10 protein-coding genes and 1 pseudogene are annotated in these 15262 nt (G+C 61.0%); 3 read left to right on the forward strand and 8 right to left on the reverse strand.

Annotation, left to right across the window (positions count from 1 at the left end):
* The first annotated feature begins 34 nt into the window (after positions 1–34).
* Positions 35–889: pseudogene (locus ACIQYU_RS21430) on the forward strand (IS5 family transposase).
* A 70-nt stretch (positions 890–959) separates the two neighbouring features.
* Here the strand turns inward: ACIQYU_RS21430 and ACIQYU_RS21435 are convergent.
* Entirely contained in the window at positions 960–1910 is a 951-nt protein-coding gene (locus ACIQYU_RS21435) for an RHS repeat-associated core domain-containing protein (RefSeq protein WP_402802068.1), read from the reverse strand.
* A gap of 164 nt (positions 1911–2074) precedes the next feature.
* Here ACIQYU_RS21435 and ACIQYU_RS21440 point away from each other — a divergent pair, with 164 nt between their 5' ends.
* Positions 2075–2650, forward strand: a complete 576-nt coding sequence (locus ACIQYU_RS21440; RefSeq protein ID WP_207837976.1) for a DUF2780 domain-containing protein — start codon at positions 2075–2077, stop codon at positions 2648–2650.
* A 77-nt stretch (positions 2651–2727) separates the two neighbouring features.
* Here the strand turns inward: ACIQYU_RS21440 and ACIQYU_RS21445 are convergent, their stop codons facing one another.
* Positions 2728–4077, reverse strand: a complete 1350-nt coding sequence (locus ACIQYU_RS21445) for an APC family permease (protein WP_343582586.1) — start codon at positions 4075–4077, stop codon at positions 2728–2730.
* 245 nt (positions 4078–4322) lie between these two features.
* The gene (locus ACIQYU_RS21450; protein ID WP_402802073.1) at positions 4323–5210 is read right to left on the reverse strand and encodes an acyltransferase; all 888 of its coding nucleotides are present in this window, start codon (positions 5208–5210) and stop codon (positions 4323–4325) included.
* A gap of 182 nt (positions 5211–5392) precedes the next feature.
* Between ACIQYU_RS21450 and ACIQYU_RS21455 the strand changes: the two genes are divergently transcribed.
* Positions 5393–5893: an ATP-dependent zinc protease gene (locus ACIQYU_RS21455; RefSeq protein ID WP_003257529.1), complete on the forward strand. Its 501-nt coding sequence runs from the start codon at positions 5393–5395 to the stop codon at positions 5891–5893.
* Positions 5894–6007: 114 nt separating this feature from the next.
* Here ACIQYU_RS21455 and ACIQYU_RS21460 read toward each other — a convergent pair whose 3' ends face one another.
* The 5 genes from ACIQYU_RS21460 to aceE form a co-directional block, all read right to left on the reverse strand.
* Entirely contained in the window at positions 6008–6631 is a 624-nt protein-coding gene (locus tag ACIQYU_RS21460) for a glutathione S-transferase (protein WP_402802077.1), read from the reverse strand.
* 3 nt (positions 6632–6634) lie between these two features.
* Complete coding sequence (gene msrA, locus ACIQYU_RS21465) at positions 6635–7303, reverse strand: peptide-methionine (S)-S-oxide reductase MsrA (protein ID WP_402802080.1); 669 nt, start codon at positions 7301–7303, stop codon at positions 6635–6637.
* Between the two features lie 165 nt (positions 7304–7468).
* Positions 7469–10159 (reverse strand): bifunctional diguanylate cyclase/phosphodiesterase, encoded by a 2691-nt coding sequence (locus ACIQYU_RS21470; RefSeq protein WP_233694681.1) that lies wholly within the window; start codon positions 10157–10159, stop codon positions 7469–7471.
* Between the two features lie 494 nt (positions 10160–10653).
* The gene (gene aceF / locus ACIQYU_RS21475; protein WP_284382512.1) at positions 10654–12291 is read right to left on the reverse strand and encodes a dihydrolipoyllysine-residue acetyltransferase; all 1638 of its coding nucleotides are present in this window, start codon (positions 12289–12291) and stop codon (positions 10654–10656) included.
* Positions 12292–12304: 13 nt separating this feature from the next.
* Positions 12305–14950: a pyruvate dehydrogenase (acetyl-transferring), homodimeric type gene (gene aceE, locus ACIQYU_RS21480; protein ID WP_207833928.1), complete on the reverse strand. Its 2646-nt coding sequence runs from the start codon at positions 14948–14950 to the stop codon at positions 12305–12307.
* Positions 14951–15262: the final 312 nt, after the last annotated feature.

Consider the following 15262-nt stretch of genomic DNA (forward strand, 5'->3'; position numbering starts at 1 on the left):
GGGTTCCCGGCCATCTACGGAAAGGAATTCTGTGATGGCAAAGCGTTACGAACTCTCGGATGAGGCCTGGGGTGTGGTCGCCGATCTCTTCATCGAAACTCATGGTCGAGGGCGACCGCGCCTGAGCGATTGTCTGATGCTCGATGGCGTGCTCTGGGTGCTCTGCTCGGGTGCTGCATGGCGAGATATGCCGGAGCGCTTCGGCCCATGGTCAAAGGTGTATCAACGGTTTCGCGGCTGGCGAAATCAGGGGACATTCGATCAGATGCTCAAACGCTTGCACCTGAAATTGAATGAGCAAGGCTTGATCGATCTGCAAACCTGGATGATCGACTCAACCGCCGTGCGCGCAACCCGAGCCTCATCTGGCGCTCGGAAAAAAGGGGGCTGATGAGCCTGCCGATCACGGCCTAGGTCGCAGTCGAGGTGGCCTGACAACCAAAATCCATATGCTCTGCGATGCCAACGGGACACCGTTGCGCTTCCTCCTCTCTGGCGGTCAAGCCAGTGACATCAGCTATGCCCAGCCATTGCTGGACGACGTCAGCATTCCATCAAGCCAACCTGGCCGCCCGCGTAAACGCTGCAAATGGTTGCTTGCTGACAAGGGTTACGACGCCGAAGCGCTACGCTGCTACTGCGACCAATATCGAATGCAGCCCGTCATCCCGATGCGCTCGATGAAGCGCAAACCCAAGCCTGGTTTACCCAGACTGTTTGATCGGCCTAAGTACCGACAGCGCAACATCATCGAGCGCATGTTTGGCTGGCTGAAAGAGAAACGCCGCATCGTGACACGCTTCGACAAGCTCGCGAAAAGCTATGCCGTCATGGTCTCACTAGCTTGTTCCATGTGTGTTTGCGACATCTCTTTTCGTACAGAGCCTAGGAGAAGCCCCTCGAGTGAGGGGCTTTTTAGAGGATCTAATTACCTGAATACTGTTTCTAATGTGAATCGCTCAAAGTCCCAAACTCACGAAATTTCTAATTTTCTTGAGCTCGCTTTGAAAATGAGCCACGGTGTGACGAAGTTTTTTTTCTCTTGCGGCTATTTCTCCTGATAAGTATTTTACATGATTTTGTGCAGCTAGTAATTGGCCATTCGCCTCTTCAACCGCTCGATCCAGCTGGTTGTTCATGGCCTTGACGCGTCTTGCATCAGCCCACTCATGAGGGTCTGCAACATAATGGACGTTTTTGCTTTTCGCTTCATTCGCAGCCTGTTCTAAGTTTGGCAGATCTTTTCGGTATCTGGCCAATCTCTTGGTGTCTATTGCTATATCGTGTGCTAATTCGTAGGCATCGATATCTAAGTTCGATGCTTCTCTGTATAGCTTTGTGGGGTGTATGTCTTTTATGTAATTCTGAGTTCTGCTTCGAGAACTGATGGCGCGTGGGACCCCGCGAATAAGTTTGGAGTGGCCCGAAGGGTCAGTAAAATTGATTGGGTCATTTTCACAATAGGCATAAGCACTAAGACCTCCCCTATCGAACGGGCTAAGCCTGTCGGGGCTGTTAAAGCGCATGCGTACAGGGCTGAAAAGCCTATGCCCACTGCCCAGCACGTATGCGTGCGACGACAAATCTAGGCATTGTCCATTGAATGCAATAAGCGCTGCATTTTTTTTTGATTCCAAGAAGCCATAAGGCGAATATGTCGCCATATCAAATGGCAGGCCGAGTACAGAGCTTGCCTGGTCAACTTTTAATATCTTGGCTGTCTGTTCTTCTCCAAGCTGAGTGATCGGTGTTTCTTTTGCCCATAGCACACAGCGATGACCCTGCTCCGATAGCTGGGCAGAGAGGTAATTGTTCTGATAAAAATACATGGCGCGGTGGTTCACTGAACGGCTCTTCACCTGCAAGAGTGCGTCATTCGATCTGATGCTGTTTTTCGCTTGGTTCGTCATGATTCGCCACCTGAGAAAGGTCGTAGTAACGACTCACTCTGAGTCTCCTCGCAATTGGCATCAACTAGCAGTTCTGCTAGGTAACGTATGGTAGGAACAAACCTGCAAAACGTCAGTCAGATGTCTCGTTTCCCCGGCCATCCCGGCCCACGAGGTCCCTCCCGATGAAAGCATTCACCCTGGCAACCCTGATGACCCTGGCCGCAAGCCCGGTGTTCGCCTTCAACCTCAGCGACGCCGCCAACGCCGTGTCTGCCATGCAGAACCAGCAACAGCAAGGCCAGGTGCAGGCGCCCGAGGCGCAGGCCAATTTGCTCAATACCTTGGGCAGCCAATTGAATATCACCCCCGAACAGGCCATTGGCGGGGCAGGGGCGATGTTGGGGCTGGCGCGCAATAACCTGAGCAGCGATGACTATGGGCAATTGACCAAGGCGGTGCCGGGGCTGGACCTGCTTGCGGGGGCCAATGCACTGGGTGGCTTGAGTGGCCTGGGTGAGTTGCTGGGCAAGAACAGCGGGAGCCAGTCGGCCTTGAACAATGCGCTGGGCAGCAATGTGGAAAACCGCAGCGACCTGGACAATGCGTTCAAGGCGCTGGGGATGGATACCGGGATGATCGGGCAGTTTGCGCCGTTGCTGCTGCAGTACCTGGGGCAGCAAGGGATTGCCGGGGCGTTGTTGCAGAACCTGGGCAGCTTGTGGACTACCCCGGCGCCATTGACCCAACCTTCGGTCTGATCATTTTCTAACACCAGTACCGGCCTCATCGCCGGCAAGCCGGCGATGGGGCCAGCACAGCCAGCGCAATTTTCAGGTCATGTAGCTTCGGTGAAGTCCACCAACCGCACTGGGCGACGGAAGCCGGCGGTCAGCACAGCCAGGTACGCCAGGCCCAGCGCAAACCAGCACAGGCCAATGACCAACGTCAGCGCCGACAGGCTGGTCCACAGCCACAAGGTCAGCGCCAACCCTACCAGCGGCACCAGGCCATAGCTCACCAGCCCTTTGAGGCTGCGCTGCGAGGCATCGTCCACCAGATGGGTCTTAACCACCGCCAGGTTCACCGCCGAAAACGCGACCAGCGCACCAAAGCTGATCAGCGAGGCAAGGGTCGCCAGGTCGATTACCAGTGCCAGTAACGAGAACGCCGAAACCAGCAAAATGGCGAACACCGGCGTGCCAAAACGCGGTGACAGGTAGCCGAAAGTGCGTTGCGGCAGCACCTTGTCGCGCCCCATGGTGAACAGAATACGCGACACCGCCGCCTGCGAGGCCAGCGCCGAGCCCAGGCTGCCAGCGACATACGCAGCTGTGAAGAAGTTGGCCAGGAACTGCCCGCCCGCCTTGAACATCACTTCGTTGGCCGCCGCGTCGGCATTGGCAAAGGTGGTGCCCGGCAGCACCAGCTGGCTGACGTAGGCCAGCACGGTGAACAGCAAGCCGGCGAACAGGGTGGTGAGGATGATGGCGCGTGGCACATCGCGGCGGGCATCGCGGCATTCTTCAGCCAAGGTCGAGACAGCATCGAAGCCGAGGAACGACAGGCACAGCACTGCAGCCCCTGCCATCAGGGCGCCAAAGCCCGGCTGCGAACCGTCGCCCAGCAGCGGCGACAGCAGGTCGAGCGGCTGGCCAGCCAGAGACTGGCAGGACAGGGCGACGAACACCACGATGAAGATGATCTGCGCGCCAACGATCAGGTTGCTGGTCTTGGCCACCGAGTGAATGCCGACCACGTTGAGCACCGTGACCAGGGCAATCGAGGCCAGCGCGATCGACCACGCGGGGATGGCCGGAAAGGCAATGTTGAGGAACAGGCCGATCAGCAGGTAGTTGATCATCGGCAGGAACAGGTAATCCAGCAGCAGCGACCAACCGGCCAGGAAGCCGATGTTCGGGCCGAAGGCCATGTTGGTGTAGGAGTACGCGGAGCCCGCGACCGGGAAGCGCTTGACCATGAAGCTGTAGGAGGTGGCGGTGAACAGCATGGCCACCAGCGTCACGATATAGGCGCCGGCAGTGCGGCCACCGGTGAGTTCGGTGACGATGCCGTAAGTGGTGAAGATGGTCAGCGGGACCATGTACACCAGGCCGAAGAACACCAGGGCAGGCAGCCCGAGGACACGGCGGAGCTGGGCGGGGGTGGAGCTGGGTGGGTTGGCCATCGTTCGATCCAGAGCATTTTTGTAGTTGTGCTTTGGTCGATTTTTATCCACTTAGGTGGGGGATGACAAAAAAGTAATCCTTATGCTGATTATTAGCCTGGGTTCTAATCGGATTCTTGCAGTGCCTGTTCCGGCCTCTTCGCGGGTAAACCCGCTCCCACAGGGGACCCACAGGTATTGAGTGCTGCGCAGTACCTGTGGGAGCGGGTTTACCCGCGAAGAGGCCAGTACAGGCAGTAAAGATCTCAGCCCATCTCCACCCGCAGCTGCTCGATCCGCTGGTCCTTCTCCACCCACAACTGGTTCACCCAGGCCTGCACGGTCTGGCGGAACTCGGGATCATTCTCGTAATCCCCCGACCACAGCACCGGGTCAAGCTCCCGTACGCGAATGTCGATAATCACCCGGTTGATGGTGCCATTGAGCAAGTCCCAGAACCCCGGTGCCTTGTTGCCGGGGTACACGATGGTCACGTCCAGCAAGGCATCCAGCTGCTCCCCCAAAGCCGCCAGCACGAACGCCACGCCACCAGCCTTGGGCTTGAGCAGGTAGCGATACGGCGACTGCTGCTGCTGACGCTTGGCTTCGGTAAACCGCGTGCCTTCCAGGTAGTTCACCACAGTCACCGGCTGACGCTTGAACAGTTCACAAGCCGCCTTGGTGATTTCCAGGTCCTTGCCCTTCAGCTCCGGGTGCTTCTCCAGGAAGGCCTTGCTGTAGCGCTTCATGAACGGGTAATCCAGCCCCCACCAGGCCAGGCCCAGCAGCGGCACCCAGATCAGCTCCTTCTTCAGGAAGAACTTGAAGAACGGTGTACGGCGGTTGAGGCTCTCGATGAGTGCCGGAATATCGACCCAGGTCTGGTGGTTGCTGACGGCCAGGTACGAAGTGTCCTTGCGCAGGTTCTCGACGCCGCGGATATCCCACTGGGTAGGGATGCAAAAGGCAAAGATGGCTTTGTCGATCTCCGACCAGGTCTCGGCCACCCACATCACCGCCCACGAGGCATAGTCACGCCCACGCCCCGGCAGCACCAGTTTGAGCAGGGCGAAGACCAGCAGCGGGCAGATCAACACCAAGGTGTTGAGCAGCAGCAGGGTAGTTGTGAGGATGCCGGTCAGCAGGCGACGCATAAAGAGACTCTTGTTGTGGGAGATAAACGGTTGGCAATGATAAGCAGGGCCGTGGCCTTCGCCAAATTTCCAATGCCCTTCGGCAGGGACAAATGTTTCACATTATGTTGGTTAGGCTTGTGACAGCGAACCTATCCTGCCAGTGCAGTCTAAGCACTGACCTTTCTCAAGGAAGCCTGCCTGTGAAACCTCTGCTTGCCCTGTTGTCGTTGCTGGCGCTGCCGGTGATGGCCGCCGAACCCACTATCTACGGCCGTTACGAGAACATTGCCCTGCCCGAACTGGGCGAAACCCTGAAAGCTAAGATGGACACCGGTGCCTTCACCGCGTCGCTGTCGGCCAAGGACATCGAACTGTTTACCCGCGATGGCGACGAGTGGGTACGCTTCCGCCTGGCGACCAAGGACTCGGACGGCAAGGTTTACGAGCACAAGGTCTCGCGCATCAGCAAGATCAAGGGCCGTGCCGATGAAGAGGAGGAAGGCGATGCACCGGAAATCTCCAAACGCCCGGTGGTCGACCTGGAGCTGTGTCTGGGGGACGTGAAGCGCACCGTGGAGGTCAACCTGGTGGACCGCAGCAGCTTCAACTACCCGCTGCTGGTGGGCTCCAAAGCGCTGCGCGAGTTCAAGGCGGCGGTCAACCCGGCCAAGAAGTTTACCGCTGGCAAGCCTGACTGCTGATTTCGGCTGGCTTTACTGGCCCTTTCGCGGGCAAGCCCGCTCCCACAGGTATCGCGCAAGTCTAAAGCTGTGCGCCGTATCTGTGGGAGCTGGCTTGCCGGCGATGGCGGCCTTTCAGGCTACTGGAGAGGTAGCGACCATCGACGGCCGCTTGACCACCTCGGCATACCACGCCGCCAACCCAGGCTGGCGCTCACGCCAACCGAACTCCGGCTGACGCAAATCCAGGTACCCCAGCGCGCAGGCCACGCCAATCGCCGCAAGGTCGAACCCGGACATCAACTCGGGCAAATGCTCCTGCTCCAGGTTGGCCAGGCTACGGCGAATCTTGTCGCCCTGCGCCTGCAACCAGCCATCCCAGCGTTTCTCCTCGGGCCGCAGGAAGCTTTCATAGCGCGATGACACCGCCGCATCCATGATCGCATCAGCCTGCGACACAAGGGTCATGCGCCGCCAGCGCGCCGAGCCTTCGCGCGGTAGCAGCGGCAGGCCGACGTGCTGCAGGTCGAGGTATTCGCAGATCACCCGGCTGTCGTGCAGTATCGTGCCGTCTGCCAGGCGCAGGGCCGGGATCTTGCCGATCGGGTTGTCCTGGTTCAGTTGCGGGTCGCCGCTGATCGGGCTGATGTTCACCGGCTGCAGCTGCACACGCTCAAGCTGGCCGGTCTCGTGCAACACCACCATCACCTTGCGCACGAATGGTGAAAATGGCGAGTGGAACAGGGTCATCGTGCTCATGCGTCAGTTACCCTGCAGGCTTGGTGGCAGGCACACGCCGGTACCGCCGATGCCGCAGTAGCCGTCCGGGTTCTTGGCCAGGTACTGCTGGTGGTAGGCCTCGGCGAAGTATACGGTCGGTGCCCGGTCGATCTCGGTGGTGATCTCGCCGAAGCCGGCCTTGGTCAGCTCAGCCTGGAACGCGTCGCGGCTGGCCTTGGCCTGTTCCAGCTGTTCAGGGCTGGTGCAGTAGATGGCCGAGCGGTACTGGGTGCCGATGTCGTTGCCCTGGCGCATGCCCTGGGTCGGGTTGTGCAGTTCCCAGAACATCGCCAGCAGCTCGCGGTAGCTGACCTTGTCCTTGTCGAATACCACCAGCACCACTTCGGTATGGCCGGTCAGGCCCGAGCAGACTTCCTCGTAGGTGGGGTGGGGGGTGAAGCCGCCGGCGTAGCCGACCACCGTGCTGACCACGCCTTCACGCTGCCAGAAGCGGCGTTCGGCACCCCAGAAACAACCCAGGCCGAAGATGGCGAAGTCGATGGCGCCCTCGAAGAAGGGCCCGAGCAGTGGCGTGTCTTTGAAGACATAATGGAACTCGGGCAGGCTCATTGGCGTTTCGCGGCCAGGCAGGGCCTGTTCCGCGGTAGGCATGACGTTTTTGTTCACCAGGATTTCCGAACGCAGGACCATGGCCGTTCCTCTGTAGATCTTTGAGATGGGGGCTGGGGCATTCGCGGGTAAACCCGCTCCCACAGGTCCTGCACAGATTTCGAATATTGTGGTGTACCTGTGGGAGCGGGTTTACCCGCGAAGGGGCCCGTATGAGCGCTATAGTGCCCGAGGTTTATGCGGCTGTCAGGCCACAGGACCACGCGGGTAGCGCTTCAGTCGTTCGGCCAGCTCCCGCCCCGGGATCGGCCGGTCGAACAGGTAGCCCTGGCCCACGTCACAGCGGTGCCGGCGCAGGAACGCCAGTTGCTCCGGCGTCTCGATACCCTCGGCCACCACTTTCAGCTTGAGGTTGTGGGCCATGGCCACCACCGCCGAGGTGATTTCCATGTCGTCCTGGTTGTCCGGGATTTCATTGATGAAGCTGCGGTCGATCTTGAGGATGTCGATCGGAAACTTCTTCAGGTAGCTCAGCGACGAATAACCGGTGCCGAAGTCGTCCATGGCCAGGGTCAGGCCCAAGTCCTTCAGCTCATCCAGCTGGCGGTGGGTATCTTCGGTGGCCTCCAGCAGCAGGCCTTCAGTCAGTTCCAGCTCCAGCAAGTGCGGGGGCAGGGCTTCTTCCTTGAGAATGGTGCTGATCGACGCCACCAGGTCCGGGTCGGAGAACTGCTTGGGCGACAGGTTGATGGCCACATGCAGGTTGCCCATGCCGGCCTCGCGCAGCTGCTGGCTCATGCGGCACGACTGGCGTACCACCCATTTGCCGATGGGGATGATCAGGCCGGTCTCTTCCGCCACGCTGATGAACTGGTCCGGGCGGATCATGCCACGCTCGGGGTGGTTCCAGCGCAGCAGTGCTTCCAGCCCCAGCAGGCGGCCGCTACGCAGGCACAGCTTGGGCTGGTAGAACACCTCCAGCTCGTTCTGGGTCAGGGCACGACGCAGGTTGTTCTCGACGAACAGCTTGTAGCTGGCTTCGGCATTGAGCACTTCGGTAAACACCTGCACCTGGTGCTTGCCGTTGGCCTTGGCCTTGTGCAGCGCGAGGCCGGCGTTCTTCATCAGGCTGGCCGGGTCGGCGCCGTGCAGTGGCGCGCAGGCCAGGCCCACCGAGGCGGTGACGTTGATCAGCTGGTTATCGACGAACATCGGCTTGTCGAGGGTGCGCAGCAATTGCTGGGCGACGCCCTGGCCATCTTCCAGGCTGGTGTCGTCGAGCAGCACGGCGAACTCGTTACTGGCAAAGCGCGCCAGGATACCGCCGGTGTGCAAGCTGTTGCGCAGGCGCCGGGCCAGGCTGATCAGCAGCTTGTCGCCGGTCTGGTGGCCGAGGCTGTCGTTGATGCGCTTGAAGTTGTCGATGTCCACCAGCAGCAGGCACATCGAGTTCTCGCCATCGCGGGCAAAGCGCTCGTCCAGGCTGCGGATGAACGCCGGGCGGTTGCCCAGGTTGGTCAGGTTGTCGGTGTAGGCCAGGCGCTCGATGCGCTGCTGGGCCAGCTTGGTCTGGGTGACGTCTTCGTAGATGCCGATATAGTGGGTCAGCTCACGGTTGTCGCCGTAGACCTTGGAAATCGACAACTGGCCCCAGTAGGGCTCGAGGTTCTTGCGCCGGCTCTTGAACTCGCCCTGCCAGCTGTTGCCCATGGCCAGGCTCGACGGCGAGTCGAACAGCAGCTCGCTCAGGTTTTCCAGCGCCGGCAGCTCGCCCAGGTGGCGGCCTTGCACTTCCTCGGTGCTGTACTGGGTGATGGCGGTAAAGCTGGGGTTGACGTACTCCACCACGCCGTCGCGGTTGACCAGCAGGAAGGCGTTGGCGCTCTGCTCGACGGCACGCTGGAACAGGTGCAGGGCGCTGGCGGCGGTGCGCCGGTTGTGGTTGGTGATGACCTGGGCGAACTGGTCGGCCAGCTCGCCGGCAAAGGCGATTTCGTCCGATTGCCAGGCCCGTGTCTGGCCGGTCTGCTCCAGGCACAGCACGCCGACTACCTGACCATCGACGCGAATACTGGCATCCAGCATCGCCTTGTTTTCCGGGTACAGGCTTTGTGCCAGGGCGCGGGTGCGCGGGTCGTGGCCGGCATTGTGAGCGTCGATGGCGCGGCTGGCGTGCAGCGCGTCGAGGTAGTCGGGGAAGCGGCTGGCATCGATGGCTTCGGGCTGGCGGTACTCCTGCGCTTCCCGGTACCAGGCGGTGATCGGCTCCAGGCGCTGGTCTTCCAGGTGCCAGATGCTGGCAATATCGACCTTGTAGATCTCGCAGGCGCTGCGGGTAATCAGCTGGGCGGCTTCCCGCAGCGAGTTACCGGCGCTGTAGCGCTGACGGGCCAGGCGCAGGATCAGGTCCTGCTGGCCGCGTACCCGTTCCAGATGCTCGAATTGTTCCTGCTGCGCGCGCTGGTTCAGTTGCAGTGCCAGTTGCAGGCGGTTGTTGCGCGACTCCAGGTCGCTGGCACCGGCCTCGCCGGTATCCTCGGGCTGCTCGTCGAACACGCTCAGGTAGCCGCGTAACAGGTGGCGGTTGTGCTGCTTGTAGGCTTCACCAGCTTCCAGCAGGCGTAGCGATGCAGCTGGCGTGTGCAGGGTGTAGCGCACGCGGTAGTAGCCGCGCTGGGCCAGTTGCAACTGGATCTCGTCGTGCAGCCGGTAGCGGGCCTCGGGCTCCATCAGGCTGGCATAGGGCGCGTCTACCAGGGCGCACAGGTCGCTGGCGTGCAGGCCGAACTGGCGCTCGCAGGCCGGGTCGAGGTAGAGCATGGACCAGGTGGCTTCGTTGAGCCTTTCGAAACGCAGCATGCCGAGCCGCGAGGGCACGGGTAACTGCGTGACGACCTCGGCCACCACACGGCTGGTGGCATCGGGTTGGCTTTTCATCGAAGACTCGCTTGAAGAGGTGACGCTGCTTTGGGGCGGCGGCGGATCTGGCAAGGTTGCATCATGTCCCGGGGGCTGGCAAGCAGCCATGCGTGATGCTGTGGACGGGTTATCGGCAAATCTTGGATCGCCTTGAGATTTTTGGCGTCTGGGCGGTCGAGCGCCGCCCGCGCGGCGCATCGCGAGCAAGCTCGCTCCTACATCTGTTTCGGGCCAGTCATGCCTGTGACAGGCGCGCGCGACCGCCTTGCTTCTACGACGCGATATCGAGCCATACGCCAAGGGTTCGCGCGCAAATCCCACAGGAAAAATTGGCCAGAAACAGATGTAGGAGCGAGCTTGCTCGCGATGCGCCGCGCGGGGGGCGCTCGATTTCACAGGCGCCAAACCTCTATCGGCAGGTAAAAAAAAGCCCCGCCAATCGACGGGGTTGAGGTACGAGCGTGGCAGCTCGAAAGGGTACTGCCCCTCGCAAGGAGGGGCAGTGTGCTGCCTTACAGCAGCATGGTGCGGATATCGCCCAGCACGTCGCCCAGGCGCTTGGTGAAGCGTGCGGCGGCAGCGCCGTTGATCACACGGTGATCGTAGGACAGCGACAGCGGCAGCATCAGCTTCGGCTGGAAGGCCTTGCCATCCCAGACCGGCTGCATGGTCGCCTTGGAGACGCCCAGGATAGCCACCTCCGGCGCGTTGACGATCGGCGTGAAGCCGGTGCCGCCAATGTGGCCGAGGCTGGAGATGGTGAAGCAGGCGCCTTGCATCTCGTCGGCCGACAGCTTCTTGGTGCGGGCTTTTTCGGCCAGCGCAGCCGCTTCGGCAGCCAGTTGCAGCAGGCTCTTCTGGTCGACGTTCTTGATCACAGGGACCAGCAGGCCGTCCGGAGTGTCCACGGCGAAGCCGATGTGCACGTACTTCTTGCGGATGATGGCCTTGCCGCTTGGCGCCAGCGAGCTGTTGAAGTCCGGCAGTTCCTTGAGCAGGAAGGCGCAGGCCTTGAGCAGCAGTGGCAGCACGGTCAGCTTGACGCCAGCCTTCTCGGCCACGGCCTTCTGCGCAACGCGGAAGGCTTCCAGCTCGGTGATGTCGGCGGAGTCGAACTGGGTGACGTGCGGCACGTTCAGCCAGCTGCGGTGCAGGTTGGCAGCACCGACCTGCATCAGGCGGGTCAGGGCCACTTCTTCCACTTCGCCGAACTTGCTGAAGTCCACGGCAGGGATCGGCGGGATGCCGGCGCCACCGGTTGCACCGGCGGCTGCCGGGGCTTCCTTGGCCTTCTGCATCATCGCCTTGACGTAGACCTGCACGTCTTCTTTCAGGATGCGGCCGTGCGGACCGGTCGCGGCAACCGCGCCCAGGTCGACACCGAATTCACGAGCCAGCTGACGAACCGCCGGGCCGGCGTGAACCTTGGCATTGCTGCCGGCAGCCGGTGCGGTGGCAACCGGTGCAGGAGCAGCAGCCGGGGCTGCAGCGGCAGGTGCGGCGGCCGGAGCAGCCTCAGCCTTGGCCGGGGCAGCAGCAGCGGCAGGTGCCGGAGCGGCAGCCGGCGCAGCGCCTGCAACTTTCAGCTTGAAGATCAGGTCGCCAGTGCCGACTTCGTCTTCCAGCTTGCACAGGACTTCTTCGACCACGCCGGCAGCCGGCGACGGGATTTCCATGGAGGCCTTGTCGGACTCCAGGGTAATCAGCGACTGGTCGGCTTCGACGGTGTCGCCGACCTTGACCAGCACTTCGATGATCTTGGCCTTGCCCGACGAACCGATGTCCGGTACGTGGATGTCCTGCACGCTGGCGGCAGCCGGCGCTGCTGCCGGCGCAGGGGCAGCTTCGGCGGCAGGCGCTGGTGCAGCAGCTGGAGCCGGAGCGGCAGCCGGGGCCTCAGGGGCCGCAGCAGCGGCGCCCTCGGCTTCCAGAACCAGCAGCTCGTCGCCTTCTTTCAGGCGGTCGCCCAGCTTGACCTTCAGTTCCTTGATGACGCCGGCTTTCGGGGCCGGGATCTCCATGGAGGCCTTGTCGGACTCCAGGGTCAGCAGGCTCTGGTCAGCCTCGATACGATCACCGACCTTGACGAACAGCTCGATGATTTCACCTTCACCGCTGCCGATGTCAGGTACGCGAATGAGTTCGCTCACTTAAAAATACTCCTCAGCAGTCCAGTGGGTTGCGCTTGTCCGGGTCGATACCGAACTTGACGATAGCGTCTGCAACAACCTTGGGTTCGATCTCGCCACGGTCAGCCAGGGCTTCCAGGGCAGCCAGCACCACGAAGTGACGGTCGACTTCGAAGAAGTGACGCAGCTTCTTGCGGCTGTCGCTGCGACCGTAACCGTCGGTACCCAGGACCTTGAATTCTTTGCTCGGCACCCACTGGCGAATCTGCTCGGCGAACAGCTTCATGTAGTCGGTGGAGGCGATGACCGGGCCCTTGCGACCGGTCAGGCACTGCTCGACGTAGGTCTGCTGTGGCTTCTGGCCAGGCTTCAGGCGGTTTGCGCGTTCCACGGCCAGGCCGTCGCGACGCAGTTCGTTGAAGCTGGTGACGCTCCACACGTCGGCACCGACGTTGAACTCTTCACGCAGGATCTTCGCCGCTTCGCGGACTTCGCGCAGGATGGTGCCGGAGCCCATCAGCTGTACATGGTGCGCGGCTTCGCGGGTGTCTTCTTCCAGCAGGTACATGCCCTTGATGATGCCTTCCTCGACACCGGCCGGCATGGCTGGCTGCTGGTAGGATTCGTTCATCACGGTGATGTAGTAGAAGATGTCCTGTTGCTCTTCGGTCATCTTCTTCATGCCGTCCTGGATGATCACCGCCAGCTCGTAGCCGTAGGTCGGATCGTAGGTGCGGCAGTTCGGGATGGTGCCCGCCATCATGTGGCTGTGACCGTCTTCGTGCTGCAGGCCTTCACCGTTGAGGGTGGTACGGCCGGCGGTACCGCCGATCAGGAAGCCACGGGTGCGGCTGTCGCCAGCGGCCCAGGCCAGGTCGCCAATGCGCTGGAAGCCGAACATCGAGTAGAAGATGTAGAACGGCAGCATCGGCTGGTTGTGGCAGCTGTACGAGGTACCAGCAGCGATGAACGACGACATGGCGCCGGCTTCGTTGATGCCTTCCTCGAGGATCTGGCCCTTCTTGTCTTCGCGGTAGAACATCACCTGGTCTTTATCGACTGGCTCGTAGAGCTGGCCGACCGACGAGTAGATGCCCAGCTGGCGGAACATGCCTTCCATACCGAAGGTACGGGCTTCGTCCGGGATGATCGGGACGATGCGCTGGCCGATTTCCTTGTCCTTGACCAGCTGCGCCAGAATACGCACGAAGGCCATGGTGGTGGAGATTTCGCGGTCGCCCGAGCCGTCCAGGATCGCTTTCAGCGTTTCCAGTGGCGGGGTCGGTACGCTGAAGCTCTTGGCGCGGCGCTGTGGCACGAAACCGCCCAGGGCAGCACGGCGCTCGGCCAGGTACTTGGCTTCGGCAGAACCTTCTTCCGGCTTGAAGAACGGCAGGTTCTCCAGGTCGGCATCCTTGACCGGGATGTCGAAGCGGTCACGGAAGTGACGCAGGCTGTCGACGTCGACCTTCTTGGTGTTGTGTGCGGTGTTCTTGGCTTCGCCGGCACCGGTACCGTAACCCTTGATGGTCTTGGCCAGGATGACGGTAGGCTGGTCCTTGTGGTTGACCGCCTGGTGGTACGCCGCGTAGACCTTGTACGGGTCGTGGCCGCCACGGTTGAGCTTCCAGATCTCTTCGTCGGACAGGTCTTCGACCATGGCCTTGAGCTCTGGGGTGTTGAAGAAGTTCTCACGAACGTACGCGCCGTCTTTGGCTTTGTAGTTCTGGTACTCGCCGTCGATGACTTCGTCCATGCGGCGCTGCAGGGCACCGTTGGTGTCCTTGGCGAACAGTGGGTCCCAGAAGCGGCCCCAGACGACCTTGTTGACGTTCCAGCCACCGCCACGGAACACGCCTTCGAGTTCCTGGATGATCTTGCCGTTGCCGCGAACCGGGCCGTCGAGGCGCTGCAGGTTGCAGTTGATGACGAAGATCAGGTTGTCCAGCTTCTCGCGGCCGGCCAGGGCGATTGCGCCCAGGGATTCCGGCTCGTCGCACTCGCCGTCGCCCATGAAGCACCAGACCTTCTGCTTGCCGGCCGGGATGAAGCCGCGGGCTTCCAGGTACTTCATGAAGCGTGCCTGGTAGATGGCCTGGATCGGGCCCAGACCCATCGATACGGTCGGGAACTGCCAGAAGTCAGGCATCAGCCATGGGTGCGGGTACGAAGACAGGCCGTTGCCGTCCACTTCCTGACGGAAGTTGTTCATCTGGTCTTCGCTGATGCGGCCTTCCATGAAGGCACGGGCGTAGACGCCTGGCGAGGCGTGGCCCTGGAAGAAGATCAGGTCGCCGCCGTGTTCTTCGGTCGGTGCCTGGAAGAAGTAGTTGAAGCCGATGTCGTACAGGGTGGCGCTGGAGGCGAAGCTGGAGATGTGTCCGCCCAGGTCCGAGTCTTTCAGGTTGGTACGCATGACCATGGCCAGAGCGTTCCAACGCACCATCGAGCGAATGCGGCGTTCCATGAACAGGTCGCCAGGCATGCGTGCTTCGTGGGTGACAGGGATGGTGTTGCGGTATGGCGTGGTGATCGCATACGGCAGCTGGGAGCCACTACGGGTGGCCAGCTCGCCCATACGGGTCATCAGGTAATGAGCGCGGTCTTCGCCTTCTTTGTCGAGGACCGACTCCAGGGCATCCAGCCATTCCTGGGTTTCGATTGGATCGAGGTCTTGCATGGCTTGCTCCAGGGCGGAAAGGCAACCAGAATCGATTGCCTGAAGTTGCGACTGGCCTTATGGGCAGACGTCGTGAATTCTTGGATTACCGGGGTGTCCTCCGGCGCCGTGTAGTTTTACTACATTTGCTTTCGCATTTCATGCTTTTACACGACACGGGTAGTAGTAAAACTACATTTGTGCGACGTTTCGTCGCATGCTGGCTTGTGAGGAAAAACGTTCATGTTGGTTGGCGTTGTGTCGCGAGCGGGTAATTCTTGATGGTTGTTGCCATTTTTTCGTTCATTTCAGCTATTTCCAACTTTTGTACGA

The sequence above is a fragment of the Pseudomonas sp. NPDC096925 genome (assembly GCF_044762545.1).
Lineage (GTDB): Bacteria > Pseudomonadota > Gammaproteobacteria > Pseudomonadales > Pseudomonadaceae > Aquipseudomonas.